Below are 13,199 nucleotides of genomic sequence, written 5' to 3'. Positions count from 1 at the left end.
CCTCTGTTCGCTGGCCCTCCGATTTTCCGCCGTCGGCCGCCGATGCCCGCACGCGCGTAAACATCTGTTGAAACAGCCCCAAATCAGGTTCTTTTAATCGACCCCGATCCGGGGTCCGTCTTTTGCGCGCCCCGTCATGAACGGGGCCGCCATGACCGCATCACATCAGAAACCCGAGACGATTGCCCGTGGCGCGCGGATGCTGCGCACCGCGCTCGGGGTATCCATTGCCCGGTTTCTGGAAGATCCCGGCGTGGTCGAGGTGATGCTGAACCCGGATGGCCGCATCTGGGTCGACCGGCTCTCCGAGGGTCTGGCCGATACGGGGGAGAGATTGTCCGCCGCCGATGGCGAGCGGATCGTCCGGCTGGTCGCCCATCATGTCGGCGTCGAGGTTCATGCCCGTAGCCCACGTGTCTCAGCCGAACTGCCCGAGACCGGCGAACGGTTCGAAGGACTGTTGCCGCCGGTAGTCGCCGCACCGACTTTTGCCATCCGCAAGCCTGCCGTCGCCGTCTTCACGCTCGACAACTATGTGACAGCCGGAATCATGACCAGCCTTCAGGCCGAGGTGCTGCGCCTGAACGTCGCCACCAGAGCCAATATCCTTGTCGCGGGCGGCACCTCGACCGGCAAGACCACGCTGACCAACGCGCTGCTGGCCGAGGTCGCGAAGACCACGGATCGCGTCGTCATCATCGAGGACACACGCGAACTGCAATGCGCCGCGCCGAACCTTGTGGCCATGCGGACGAAAGATGGCGTGGCGACGCTTTCCGATCTGGTTCGTTCCTCACTGCGCCTGCGCCCCGACCGCATCCCTATCGGCGAAGTTCGCGGCCCCGAAGCCCTCGACCTGCTCAAAGCCTGGGGCACCGGACATCCCGGCGGGATCGGCACCATCCATGCGGGTTCCGGCATCGGCGCGCTGCGCCGCCTCGAACAGCTCATCCAGGAAGCCGTTATCACAGTGCCGCGCGCCCTGATCGCTGAGACGATCCACCTTGTTGCTGTCCTCGCCGGACGCGGATCTTCCCGCCGTCTCGTCGAACTCGCCCGCGTCGATGGGCTCGGCCCCGACGGCGACTACGCCATCACCCCCGCAACCACCTCGAAAGGAGATCCTTCATGATCCGCACGATTTCGCGCGGCTACCGCTTCATGGCAACCGCTGCTACCGCCGTTTCCATCAGCCTGATGTTCGCCCCGGCTGCGCACGCTTCAGGCTCGTCCATGCCGTGGGAAGCGCCCCTCCAGAGCATCCTTCAGTCGATCGAAGGACCGGTTGCCAAGATCATCGCCGTCATCGTCATTATCTCCACCGGCCTTGCACTGGCCTTCGGCGATACAGGCGGCGGCTTCCGCAAGCTGATCCAGATCGTATTCGGTCTATCCATCGCCTTCGCGGCGTCGAGCTTCTTCCTGTCGTTTTTCTCGTTTGGCGGCGGGGCGCTCGTCTGATGGCGGTCGGCTTTGAGCAACTCGACGCGGTGCCGGGATTTTCCGTCCCGGGCCACCGCGCGCTGACGGAACATATCCTGCTCGGCGGCGCACCGCGCTCCATCGCCATCATCAATGGCACGCTGGCCGGAGCCGTGGGTCTCGGCCTGCGTCTCTGGCTGGTCGGTCTCGCCATCTGGGCTGTGGGGCATTTCCTCGCGGTCTGGGCGGCGAAACGCGATCCGCTCTTCGTCGAGGTCGGACGCAGGCATCTGCGCATCCCCGGTCATCTTTCGGTGTGAGGGCGCAGCCATGATGAATCTCACCGAATACCGACGCACCGCCACCCGTCTCGCGGATTTCCTGCCCTGGGCCGCTCTGGTCAGTTCCGGTGTTGTGCTGAACAAGGACGGCAGTTTTCAGCGCACCGCCAAATTCCGGGGGCCGGACCTCGATTCCGCTGTCGCGGCCGAACTCGTCGCAATCGCGGGCCGGATCAACAATGCCGTGCGCCGCCTTGGCTCTGGCTGGTCGATCTTCGTTGAGGCGCAGCGTTCGGAGGCTGCGACCTATCCTGGCAGCACGTTTCCCGATGCGGCCTCGGCTCTGGTCGATGCCGAACGCAAGGCTGTCTTCGAGGAAGCGGGCACGCATTTCGTGTCCGGCTATTTCCTGACCTTCCTCTGGCTGCCGCCTGCCGAGGATGCCGCCCGTGCCGAGACCTGGCTCTATGAAGGCCGCGAGCAATCCGGCGTCAATCCATGGGAGGTGATGCGGGGCTTTATCGACCGCACCGACCGCGTGTTGGCGCTGCTCGATGGCTTCATGCCCGAATGCCACTGGATCGATGACGCGGCGACGCTGACCTATCTCCACTCGGCCATTTCCACGAACCGCCACCGCGTACGCGTGCCGGAGATGCCGATGCATCTCGACGCCCTGCTGGCCGATCAGCCGCTGACCGGCGGGCTGGAACCGCGCCTGGGCGACCAGCATCTGCGGATCCTGACCATCACCGGCTTTCCGACCGCGACGACGCCCGGCCTGCTCGACGAGATGAACCGGCTGGCCTTTCCCTACCGCTGGTCCACCCGCGCGATCCTGATGGACAAGACGGACGCCACGAAGCTGCTGACCAAAATCCGCAGGCAATGGTTCGCCAAGCGCAAATCCATCGCCGCGATCCTGAAAGAGGTGATGACCAACGAGCAATCGGCGTTGGTGGACACGGATGCATCGAACAAGGCGCTCGACGCTGACATGGCCCTGCAGGAACTTGGCGCCGACATGGCCGGCATGGCCTATGTCACGGCCACCGTCACCGTCTGGGATGCCGACCCGCGCATCGCTGACGAGAAGCTGCGGCTGGTTGAGAAGATCATCCAGGGTCGCGATTTCACGGCCATGCCGGAAACCGTCAATGCCGTCGATGCCTGGCTCGGTTCTTTGCCCGGACATGCCTATGCCAACGTCCGGCAGCCGCCAGTCTCGACGCTCAACCTTGCCCACATGATCCCGCTATCGGCCGTGTGGGCGGGGCCGGAACGGAACGAACATTTCGGAGCGCCCCCCTTGCTTTACGGCAAGACCGAGGGTTCGACGCCGTTCCGGCTTTCCCTTCATATCGGCGATGTCGGCCATACCCTCGTCGTCGGCCCGACCGGCGCGGGAAAATCCGTGCTGCTGGCGCTGATGGCGCTGCAGTTCCGCCGCTACGAACGCTCCCAGATCTTCGCCTTCGATTTCGGGGGTTCGATCAGAGTGTCCGCACTCGCCATGGGAGGTGACTGGCACGATCTGGGCGGCGGACTGACCGAAGGTTCGGAGACCTCCGTCTCCCTCCAACCGCTGGCGCGCATCGACGACAGCTATGAACGTGCCTGGGCCGCCGACTGGATCGGCGCAATCCTCATGCGTGAAGGCATTACACTCACGCCCGACGTCAAGGAACATATCTGGACAGCACTGAACTCCCTGGCCTCTGCGCCGATCGGGGAGCGCACCATCACCGGCCTTGCAGTGCTGCTCCAATCCAATGATCTCAAGCAGGCACTGCGGCCATACTGCGTTGGCGGCGCCTATGGACGGTTGCTCGATGCTGAAGCTGAACATCTCGGTCATGCCGACGTGCAAGCCTTTGAGATCGAGGGGCTGGTCGGCACGGGCGCTGCGCCTGCGGTGCTGGCCTATCTGTTTCACCGCATCGGCGACCGGCTCGACGGGCGCCCAACGCTTCTCATCATCGATGAAGGCTGGCTGGCGCTGGATGATGAAGGCTTTGCCAATCAGCTCCGCGAATGGCTGAAGACGCTCAGGAAGAAGAACGCGTCCGTCATCTTCGCCACGCAATCGCTCTCCGACATCGACGGCAGCAACATCGCGCCCGCCATCATCGAAAGCTGCCCGACACGGCTGCTTCTCCCGAACGAGCGCGCCATTGAGCCGCAGATCACCGCGATCTACCGCCGCTTCGGTCTCAACGACCGGCAAATCGAAATCCTCGCACGGGCGACGCCCAAGCGGGACTATTATTGCCAGTCGCGGCGCGGCAATCGGCTGTTCGAGTTGGGGCTCAGCGAGGTCGGCCTCGCGCTCTGCGCCGCTTCCGCCAAATCAGACCAGACCCTGATTGCAAACCTCATGGCTGAGCATGGGCGCGATGGCTTCCTTACCGCCTGGCTACGCCATCGCGGCGCCGATTGGGCCGCAGATCTGATCCCGAACCTCACCAATCGCACTGAACCGACCGAACCCGCTGTTCCGGCCGCGCCAGATCATTCCCAGCCAAACCACCCCCATGAAGAGGAGACCCTGCCATGATCCGTATTCCCGTTCGCCGTCTCGTCGGTACTTCCGCACTGGCCGTCGCGCTCGCCGTACCCGTCGCGCTTTCGCCGATTCTGGTGAGTCCGGCCCATGCGCAATTCGGCTTCGGCCGCATCGTCTTCGATCCCTCCAATTACGCGGAAAATGTCCTCACGGCCGCGCGCACACTGGAGCAGATCAACAACCAGATTCAGAGCCTCCAGAATGAGGCGACCATGCTCATCAATCAGGCCCGCAATCTGGCGAGCCTGCCGTATAGCTCGCTCCAAACCTTGCAGCAGAATGTGCAGCGCACGCAGCAGCTTCTGAGCCAGGCGCAGAACATCGCCTTCGACGTCCAGAACATCGACCAAGCGTTCCAGCAGAAATACGGCAGTATCTCCCTGTCCGCTACCGATACCCAACTCGTCGCCGACGCGCGGTCCCGCTGGCAGAATACGGTTGGCGGCTTGCAGGACGCCATGCGCGTGCAGGCCGGTGTTGTCGGCAATATCGACACCAACCGCACCGAGATGTCTGCCCTTGTCGGTCAGAGCCAGAACGCCACCGGCGCATTGCAGGCCACGCAGGCGAGCAATCAGCTTCTGGCCCTGCAATCACAGCAGCTTTCCGACCTGATCGCGCTGATGTCGGCCAATGGCCGTTCGGAATCGCTGATCGAGGCTGAACGTGCGACCGCCGCCGAACAGGGCCGCATTCAACGTGAACGCTTTCTGACACCGGGATCGGGCTACCAGCCCGGCAACGCCCGGATGTTCGGCAACGGCAACAACTGACCCGACAGGAGGGGCGCGACATGGACGGCAAGCTGCTGGCCCGGATCGGCGCGATAATATTCGTCGCCATCGCGATTACCGCCACGGTGATCGAGATGACCCGCGAGGACGAACCGGCGCAAAGCCGTCCGGCTCCTGCGCTTCAACCTTCTGCCGATCCGCTCCGCCAGAGCCTCCGTCGTTGTCAGCAGCTAGGTGAGGCTGCCGTGAACGATCCCGGCTGCCTCGCCACTTGGGCCGAAAGCCGCGACCGGTTCCTCGGCCGAACGCCGGTGCCCGCAGCCCCGCATCAGAACGGGGGACAGTGAACCATGGGCGGCACCGGCGTCATCGACAATTTCCTGGGCGTCTTCACCACCTATATCGACAGCGGTTTCGGCCTGCTCGGCGGTGAAGTTGCTTTCATCGCCACCACCCTGATTGTCATCGACGTGACGCTGGCCGCGCTTTTCTGGTCCTGGGGCGCCGATGACGACATTATCGCCCGGCTGGTCAAGAAGACGCTGTTCGTCGGTGTCTTCGCCTATCTGATCGGCAACTGGAACAATCTCGCGCAGATCATCTTCGACAGCTTCGCCGGTCTCGGCCTGAAGGGATCGGGGACCAGCTTTTCCGCCGCCGATCTGCTGCGGCCCGGCAAGGTGGCGCAGACCGGTCTCGATGCCGGTCGCCCGCTGCTCGAATCCATCTCAGACATGATGGGCTACTGGTCGTTCTTCGAGAACTTCATCCAGATCGCCTGCCTGATGTTCGCCTGGGTGCTGGTGCTGCTGGCCTTCTTCATCCTTGCCGTGCAGCTCTTTGTTACCCTGATCGAGTTCAAGCTGACGACGCTTGCGGGCTTCGTCCTCATCCCCTTCGGCCTGTTCGGCAAGACCGCCTTCATGGCCGAGCGCGTGCTGGGCAACGTCGTCTCCTCTGGCATCAAAGTGCTGGTGCTCGCTGTCATCATTGGCATCGGCTCGACGCTGTTTTCGCAGTTCACGGCAGGTTTTGGTGGCGCGACGCCGACCATCGACGACGCCATGGCCATCGTGCTGGCCGCTCTGTCGCTTCTCGGCCTCGGCATTTTCGGCCCCGGCATCGCCTCCGGTCTCGTCTCCGGTGGTCCGCAGCTTGGTGCTGGCGCTGCCGTCGGAACCGGCCTTGCCGCTGGCGGCATGGTGCTCGCCGGTGGCGCTGCCGCAGGTATGGCCGCGAAGGGGGGAGCAGCGGCACTCTCCGGCGGAGCCGCTGCTGTCCGTGGCGGTGCTGCCGCTGCAGGTGCGGCAAGCGCCGCCTATAGTGTCGGCTCTCTTGGCCAGTCCGGTGCAGCAGGTGTTGCCTCCGGTCTGGGCGGTGTCGCTCGTACTGCCGGATCGGCTGCCGCGTCACCGCTGAAGCGTGCCGCCTCGAAAGCAGCGGAAAGCGTCAAAACCAGCTTCTCCGACGGTGCGCGGGCCGGGCTCGGCGTCACCGGAGGATCGTCCACGCAGGGAACTATTGGCGGTGCGAGTGCCGCCGCTTCCGCAGCGCCTGCCGCTCCGGCGGGCGGCCCGCCTGCATGGGCGCAGCAGATGCACCGCCGTCAGGCTCTCAATCACGGCACCACCATGGCCGCCCATGCCGTCCGCTCCGGCGACAGCCACGGCGGCGGCTCTTCCGTCAACATGTCCGAAAGCGACCGCTCATGAACATCTTCAGACGCCCATCGACCCATTACGGCAAATCGCCCGAACCGGAAACGCCTTACCAAAAAGCCGCGCAGGTCTGGGATGAGCGTATCGGATCGGCCCGCGTGCAGGCGAAGAACTGGCGCTACATGGCCTTCGGCTCGTTGATCCTGTCTGCGGGCTTCGCCGCCGCGCTTGTCCTGCAATCGGCACGCGGGACTGTCGTGCCCTGGGTGGTGCAGGTGGATAATCTCGGCCAGGCGCAGACCGTTGCCGCAGCGACGGCCGACTATCGCCCGACAGATCCGCAGATCGCCTTCCATCTGGGCCGCTTCATTGAGCAGACGCGCTCGATCCCGGCCGACGCCATCATCGTGCGTCAGAACTGGCTGCGCGCCTATGAGTTCACCACGGACCGGGGCGCCGCCGCGCTCAACGACTATGCCCGCGCCAACGACCCGTTCACGAAGGTCGGCCGCGTGGCTGTAGCGGTCGAAGTCTCCAGCGTCATCCGGGCCTCGAACGACAGTTTCCGCGTCGCCTGGACCGAGCGCCATTACGAGAACGGGCAGCTTTCCACGACCGAGCGCTGGACCGCGATCCTGACTATCGTGATCCAGACGCCGCGTGACGCCGAGCGTCTGCGTGCCAATCCGCTCGGCATCTACGTCAATGCAATCTCATGGTCGCGGGAGATGAGCCAATGACCCGCACGTTCCCCCGCAATTCCGGTTTCCCGGTTTTCCGTAAACCTGTCATCGCGGCTTTGCTGCTCTCGGCCACCATGCTGGCGGGCTGCGCCACCAACCGCACGCCGCAGTTCAGCTACGATGCCGAAGTTCCTGCGCTGCCGACCGTGCAGGCTGCTGTCACCGATGACCGGCCCCGGCCATTGCACACGCCGCCGGCATGGACGGTCGCGCGCGGCGGAACCGCAGCAGGCACGCCGGCAGGCCGCGTCGAGAACGCGAATGCCGCCGCTCGCGTCGAGCCGCGTCGCGAAGGCTACTATAACGCCATCCAGATCTACCCCTGGTCGGAAGGCGCACTTTATCAGGTCTATGCCGCGCCGGGGCAGATCACCAATATCGCGCTGGAGCCGGGCGAGAGCCTGACCGGCGCGGGGCCGATCGCGGCGGGCGATACCGCTCGCTGGATTATCGGGGATACCGAAAGCGGCAGCGGTGTGAACCGCCGCGTCCACATCCTCGTCAAGCCATCGCGGCAGGACATCTCGACCAATCTCGTCGTCACGACCGACCGGCGCACGTACATGATCGAACTGCGCGCCCGCGAGGCGCTCTATATGCCGTCCGTTGCTTGGGCTTATCCGGCACCACCGGCAAGTCAGCGCCAGACCGTTCCGGCAGCACCGATCATCCCGGTCGAGGCCGCGCGCAACTATCGCTACGGACTTACTGGCGACAGCCCGCCGTGGCGGCCGATCTCCGTCTTCGACGACGGCCGCCGGATCTATGTCGTCTTCCCGCGCGGCATCGTCCAGGGCGAGATGCCGCCGATCTTCGTTCTGGGATCCGATGGCGAGCCTCAGATCGTTAATTCCCGCATCCATCAGAACATCCTGATCGTCGATCGCCTGTTCGGTGCGGCCGAGCTGCGCCTGGGCAGCGGCAATCGTCAGCAGACCGTCAGGATTGTTCGCATCGAACAAAGACAGGCGGCCCAGCCCGCGAACACCGGGGAGTCGCCGTCATGAGCGAGGAGACCACCACGAATGCCGCGCCGATGCGCCTGCGCGCCGAGACACCGCGTGTCACGCGCCTGTCGCGCAAGATGCTCGCCGGTGTCGCAGCCGTCGCGTTGCTAGGGATCGGTGGGGCGCTGATCTATGCACTCCAGACCCGTGATCTGAGCGGTGGTGGCGAAGAACTCTATTCAACCGAGAACCGCCCCACGGCCGATGGCCTGTCCGGCCTACCGCGCGATTATACCGGCCCGGTCCTGGGACCGGCATTACCGGGCGATCTTGGCGGTCCCATCCTCGACGCCCAGAACAGTGGTCAGCCCGTCGCACCGCCCGCTATGGCGACGCCCGCCCGCGACCCTGCTGAAGAGCGGCGCCTCGCTGAAGAGGAAGCCGCGCGTCTGAGTACGGTCTTCTTCCAGTCAGGGCAGAGAACAGCAGCGACACCCAGTTCCGCAATGTCTGGCCTCACAGGCCTTGACCTTGGCAGCCAACCCGCAGCGCAGGACAGGCACACGGCTTTCCTTAATGGTCCGGTGGACCGCCAGACCGTTGCCTTGGATCGCATCATGGCGCCTGCGTCGCCCTACATTCTTCAGGCCGGAGCCGTGATCCCGGCGGCGATGATTACCGGCATCCGCTCCGATCTGCCGGGGCAAATCACAGCGCAGGTCACGGAGAATGTCTATGACAGCCCGACCGGCTCGCTGCTCCTGATCCCGCAGGGCACGCGCATCATCGGCCAGTATGATGCGGGCGTCACCTTCGGACAGCGCCGCGTGCTGCTGGTCTGGAATCGTCTGATCTTGCCCAATGGCCGTTCCATCGTTCTGGAGCGCCAACCGGGCGCGGACGCTTCCGGCTATGCCGGACTGGAGGATGGCGTCGATTATCACTGGTGGGATCTGATGAAGGCGGCAGGGCTGTCCACGCTGCTCGGCATTGGCACCGAGCTGGCGACCGATGACGACGACCGGCTGATCCGCGCCATCCGCGACGGGGCGCAGGACACCATCAACCAGGCCGGACAACAGATCGTCCAGCGCCAGTTGCAGGTTGCCCCGACACTGACCATCCGGCCGGGCTTCCCGGTCAGGGTCATCGTCACCCGCGATCTTGTGCTCGAACCCTACAGGAACTGACCATGGCAAAGCTGAAACTTGGACCCATCATTGAGGACAAACCCGTCAAACTCACGCTGGAATTGCCGGGGCCGCTCCATCGGGATCTCGTTGCCTATGCCGAGGTGCTGGCCCGGGAGACCGGGCAGCCTGCCACCGATCCCGTCAGGCTGATCGTACCGATGTTGGAGCGGTTCATCGCAACGGATCGGGGCTTTGCCAGCGCCAGACGAGCCCGCTCATGAGGCGGGAGGCCTATCAGAACAAGTCGCCGCGATGATCTCCATCAGCGTGTCGACGGCCTCTCGCGCCGTGTTCCATTTGGTGGACTGATCCATTTCCCGGTTCTGAAGGGTGAGGCTCACCGCGCCGTGTACCGTTGACCAGAACATGAAGCTGTAGCGGCTGAGATCCATGCTAGGCAAAAAGCCTTTGTCCTGAGAACAACGAAGTCCCGTCAGCAATAGATTCAATACCTGACTTCCAGCTTCGCTCGACCATGGGTCGTCGCTGACCCCGAGCCTCGGCGGCGGTGTGAACATCAAGCGGTATAGCGTGGAGTTTTCCAGAGCAAAGCGGACATATGCATAGCTGCCATCACGCAAATAACCGAACGGGTCACCGCGCATCTGCTCGAAGACAGCCAGCTTTTCTCTGTAGAGCCGGTTAAAACCCTCGTCCCGAACGGCGCGCAGCAAGGCGCTCTTGTCGTGAAAGTGGCCGTAAAGCGCTGGCGCCGTGCAGCCTATGGCATGCGCAACCGCGGTCAACGGTACGTCGAGGTCGCCGCGCTCCGCCAGCAGCCGGATGGTTTCGTCGACTGCGCGACGAGCAATATCAAGTTCTTGCTCCTTCCGGGGGCGAGCCATGGACATCCTGTCCCAACTGATCGTGAAAACTAAACGCGATTTACTTTTTTCGTTGACGGGGCGGATGTCAACAAGCAGCATTTCGGTAACTGAACGCCGTTTAGTTTGAGATTATGCGGAGAGGCGATGAGCGCGCGCAGATTCAAGCATCGTGGCGCGTGCATCGAAGGTGAAGCGCGCAGGCCGTTTCTTGCTCGGATGGTGGCGGGGTATTCGCCAGAAACCGAACACGGTTCCGGGTGACACGCCATGCCTGCGATCCGGAACAATCAGCCATCGCCTGATGATGCCCTCACGAACATTGTTGAGGGGAATGCCCGCAAGTCCGCAGTCCGGCTGCACCAGTTGCGATATTTTGTTGCTGCCGTCGACTATGGGAGCTTCCGCAAGGCCGCTACGGCGCTTGCCATCCAGGAGTCTTCCATCAGCCGACGGATCCGTGATCTCGAAGATGAATTGGGGGCGTCGCTTTTCGTGCGATATGCTGGCGGGGTGCGATTGACCGTCGCCGGGCGGGAATTCCTGCGCAATGCCCGCCATGCTCTTCGCCAGATCGACATCGGGGTGACCAAGGTGGCAGCGGTCGGCCGGGCAGAGCAAGGGCTGGTCAAAGTAGGGATATTCTCGTCCCTCGCATCAGGATTTTTGTTCGATTTGCTGCGTGCTTTCGGGTCGCGTCACCCGAAGGTGCAGGTCGACATCATTGATGGCAGTCCGCCTGAACACGTCGCTGCGGTTCGCAATCTCAATCTCGATGTCGCATTCATAACGGGCATGCCGGCTTGGGACGGTTGTGAAGCCGAGCACCTGTGGTGCGAGAAAGTCTTTCTGGTGTTGCCCGACGATCATCCTTTGGCAGATAAGCCCGACCTCGGCTGGGCCGATTTGGCCTCGGAACGGTTCATCGTGAGCGACGGTGCGCCGGGGCTGGAGATTCACGAATATCTTGTCGCACGACTTGCGGGTCTCGGCCGCAAAGTGGAGATTCAAACCCAACAGGTCGGGAGAGACAACATCCTGTCGCTGGTTGCGGTCGGCCAAGGCCTCACTCTGACGAGCGAAGCGACGACCGTCGCGCGGTTTCCGGGGATCACCTACCGGGAACTAGCGGGTGAGGTTTTGCCATTCAGCATGATCTGGTCCGCCATAAACGATAATCCTGCATGCCGGCGACTGTTGAGTCTGGCTCGGGCTGCTAGCAAGCAGGCATGAAACGCCGTCGCCGGTAACGGCGGCCACACAATCCACGTGGCTCACGCGCCCTTCGGCCATGCGGCCATATATAGAGGCGCGACAGCGCTGATTCCCCATGGTGACAGGCATCATTCCTCATATGTTTGTTCACCGATTCCAATTGATCTTCCACCGTTGCTTGGATAGTAAGATTGAAGGTCCAGAAACTGTGCCTGCATAGTTACGGTATGGATCATATCACTGGGAGTGCGCGGTGGGGGCGGGAAAGCCAGATCTCAGGTGGGGCGTAGAGCGTCGGTTCGAATTCATCGAGTTCCGTCTGTTTTGGGATGGGCATGTGAATCGCAGCGATCTGATGGATACGTTCGGCGTCTCGGTGAACCAGGCGTCTACCGATCTGAATCGGTACATCGGTATGGCTCCAGGCAACATGGCCTACGATAAGAGCGCCCGAACCTACATCCGGGGAACCGAGTTCCAATCCCTTTTTCTGAAACCGGATGCCAGCCGTTACCTCTCTCAGCTGCGCTCGGTCGCCGACGGTATTCTTGACCGTGATGAGGCATGGATGGGCCAATTCCCGTCCTACGACGCGGCACCGACCCCCGCGCGAGGAGTCAATGCCAAGACACTGCGCTCGGTCGTGGCCGCAATTCGGCGGTCCGAGGCGATCGAGGTCAAGTACCAGTCGCTATCCCAGCCGGAGTCACGCTGGCGCTGGATCGCGCCACATGCGATCGCATTCGACGGATTCCGTTGGCACGCGCGGGCCTTCTGCCTCACTGACCAGCTCTTCAAGGACTTCCTCCTTTCCCGGATCATTGAAACGCGCGGCACAAAGCCGAGCGGTGTCGGAGCTGATGCGGACGCCGATTGGAATGACCAGGTAACTTTGGAAATAGGGCCGCATCCGGAGCTGTCCGACACACAGCAGAAAGTCATCGCCCTCGATTATGGTATGCGCGGGGGTAGCGCCAAGATCCCTGTGCGGAAGGCACTTCTCTATTACGCCCTCAAGCGGCTGGGCCTAGACACCGATCCATCTGCGCGGCGTCCGCAGGATCAGCAAATCGTGCTGCTCAACGGCGCGCTGCTCGACCCCAGGGCGAAGGCTCAGGCATCCGCCTATCGGATGGAGGGTTGAACGATGATCGAGAAACTGGATCGCCTTGTCGAGGATATATCGGGTCTTAACAGCAAGTTGGTAATCTTGATCGGGCCACCCCGGTCTGGCAAGAGCGATTTCCTCGGGCAGTTGGCCACACGTCGGCAAGCACGTGTTCTAAACGTCGGCGCCGCGCTTGGTCGCGAGTTGCTTACAGTACCGAGCACCAGAAGACATTTGCATGCGGCAGACCTGCTGAAGGAACTCGCAGATAGATTTTCCAGTCGCGGGCTCTTGCTCGTGGACAACATCGAGCTGCTGTTCGATCGTACGCTGCAGCTCAGCCCGCTAGATTTACTGAAGCGACATGCTCATGCGCGTCGCGTCATTGCGGTGTGGCCAGGAGATCTTCGGGACGACCGACTTTCCTACGCCACGACAGAACATCCAGAACATCAGGACTATGGCATCGACGGCCTGGTCCCGTTCAAGATTCATTGAAGGGGGAACA

General features: G+C 63.0%; 15 protein-coding genes. 14 read left to right on the top strand and 1 reads right to left on the bottom strand.

The window, feature by feature from the left end:
* The first annotated feature begins 151 nt into the window (after nt 1-151).
* From trbB to BES08_RS14265, 11 genes are read left to right on the top strand one after another with little or no spacing between them, the layout of a single operon-like run.
* A complete protein-coding gene (gene trbB / locus BES08_RS14315) occupies nt 152-1,132 on the top strand; it encodes a P-type conjugative transfer ATPase TrbB (protein ID WP_069709273.1) in 981 nt (326 codons plus the stop codon).
* Complete coding sequence (locus BES08_RS14310; RefSeq protein WP_069708705.1) at nt 1,129-1,461, top strand: TrbC/VirB2 family type IV secretion system protein; 333 nt, start codon at nt 1,129-1,131, stop codon at nt 1,459-1,461. The genes trbB and BES08_RS14310 overlap by 4 nt, the downstream gene beginning before the upstream one ends.
* Entirely contained in the window at nt 1,461-1,742 is a 282-nt protein-coding gene (locus BES08_RS14305) for a VirB3 family type IV secretion system protein (protein ID WP_069708704.1), read from the top strand. The genes BES08_RS14310 and BES08_RS14305 overlap by 1 nt, the downstream gene beginning before the upstream one ends.
* A gap of 10 nt (nt 1,743-1,752) precedes the next feature.
* On the top strand, nt 1,753-4,260 hold the full coding sequence (trbE, locus tag BES08_RS14300; protein ID WP_069708703.1) for a conjugal transfer protein TrbE: 2,508 nt from the start codon (nt 1,753-1,755) through the stop codon (nt 4,258-4,260).
* Nucleotides 4,257-5,042, top strand: a complete 786-nt coding sequence (gene trbJ / locus BES08_RS14295) for a P-type conjugative transfer protein TrbJ (RefSeq protein WP_069708702.1) — start codon at nt 4,257-4,259, stop codon at nt 5,040-5,042. The genes trbE and trbJ overlap by 4 nt, the downstream gene beginning before the upstream one ends.
* A gap of 20 nt (nt 5,043-5,062) precedes the next feature.
* A complete protein-coding gene (gene trbK-alt, locus BES08_RS14290) occupies nt 5,063-5,350 on the top strand; it encodes a putative entry exclusion protein TrbK-alt (RefSeq protein WP_069708701.1) in 288 nt (95 codons plus the stop codon).
* 3 nt (nt 5,351-5,353) lie between these two features.
* Nucleotides 5,354-6,715, top strand: a complete 1,362-nt coding sequence (gene trbL, locus BES08_RS14285; protein ID WP_069708700.1) for a P-type conjugative transfer protein TrbL — start codon at nt 5,354-5,356, stop codon at nt 6,713-6,715.
* A gap of 2 nt (nt 6,716-6,717) precedes the next feature.
* The gene (trbF, locus tag BES08_RS14280; RefSeq protein WP_477529339.1) at nt 6,718-7,401 is read left to right on the top strand and encodes a conjugal transfer protein TrbF; all 684 of its coding nucleotides are present in this window, start codon (nt 6,718-6,720) and stop codon (nt 7,399-7,401) included.
* Entirely contained in the window at nt 7,398-8,411 is a 1,014-nt protein-coding gene (gene trbG / locus BES08_RS14275; protein WP_069708698.1) for a P-type conjugative transfer protein TrbG, read from the top strand. The genes trbF and trbG overlap by 4 nt, the downstream gene beginning before the upstream one ends.
* A 29-nt stretch (nt 8,412-8,440) precedes the next feature.
* Nucleotides 8,441-9,541, top strand: coding sequence for a TraB/TrbI/VirB10 family type IV secretion system protein (locus BES08_RS14270; RefSeq protein ID WP_477529338.1), 1,101 nt, complete (start codon nt 8,441-8,443; stop codon nt 9,539-9,541).
* Nucleotides 9,542-9,543: 2 nt separating this feature from the next.
* The gene (locus BES08_RS14265) at nt 9,544-9,765 is read left to right on the top strand and encodes a DUF2274 domain-containing protein (protein WP_069708696.1); all 222 of its coding nucleotides are present in this window, start codon (nt 9,544-9,546) and stop codon (nt 9,763-9,765) included.
* Here the strand turns inward: BES08_RS14265 and BES08_RS14260 are convergent.
* Nucleotides 9,760-10,470 (bottom strand): TetR/AcrR family transcriptional regulator, encoded by a 711-nt coding sequence (locus BES08_RS14260; RefSeq protein ID WP_231958029.1) that lies wholly within the window; start codon nt 10,468-10,470, stop codon nt 9,760-9,762. The two genes, BES08_RS14265 and BES08_RS14260, sit on opposite strands and share 6 nt — an antisense overlap.
* 168 nt (nt 10,471-10,638) lie before the next feature.
* Between BES08_RS14260 and BES08_RS14255 the strand changes: the two genes are divergently transcribed.
* The 3 genes from BES08_RS14255 (at nt 10,639) to brxF (ending at nt 13,189) form a co-directional block, all read left to right on the top strand.
* The gene (locus tag BES08_RS14255; protein ID WP_069708695.1) at nt 10,639-11,601 is read left to right on the top strand and encodes a LysR family transcriptional regulator; all 963 of its coding nucleotides are present in this window, start codon (nt 10,639-10,641) and stop codon (nt 11,599-11,601) included.
* 235 nt (nt 11,602-11,836) lie between these two features.
* Complete coding sequence (locus BES08_RS14250) at nt 11,837-12,727, top strand: BrxR family helix-turn-helix transcriptional regulator (RefSeq protein ID WP_069708694.1); 891 nt, start codon at nt 11,837-11,839, stop codon at nt 12,725-12,727.
* Between the two features lie 3 nt (nt 12,728-12,730).
* A complete protein-coding gene (gene brxF, locus BES08_RS14245) occupies nt 12,731-13,189 on the top strand; it encodes a BREX-3 system P-loop-containing protein BrxF (protein WP_069708693.1) in 459 nt (152 codons plus the stop codon).
* Nucleotides 13,190-13,199: the final 10 nt, after the last annotated feature.

Source organism: Novosphingobium resinovorum, assembly GCF_001742225.1.
In the GTDB taxonomy this organism is placed as follows: domain Bacteria; phylum Pseudomonadota; class Alphaproteobacteria; order Sphingomonadales; family Sphingomonadaceae; genus Novosphingobium; species Novosphingobium resinovorum_A.
This window is presented reverse-complemented; position numbering and strand designations above follow the sequence as displayed.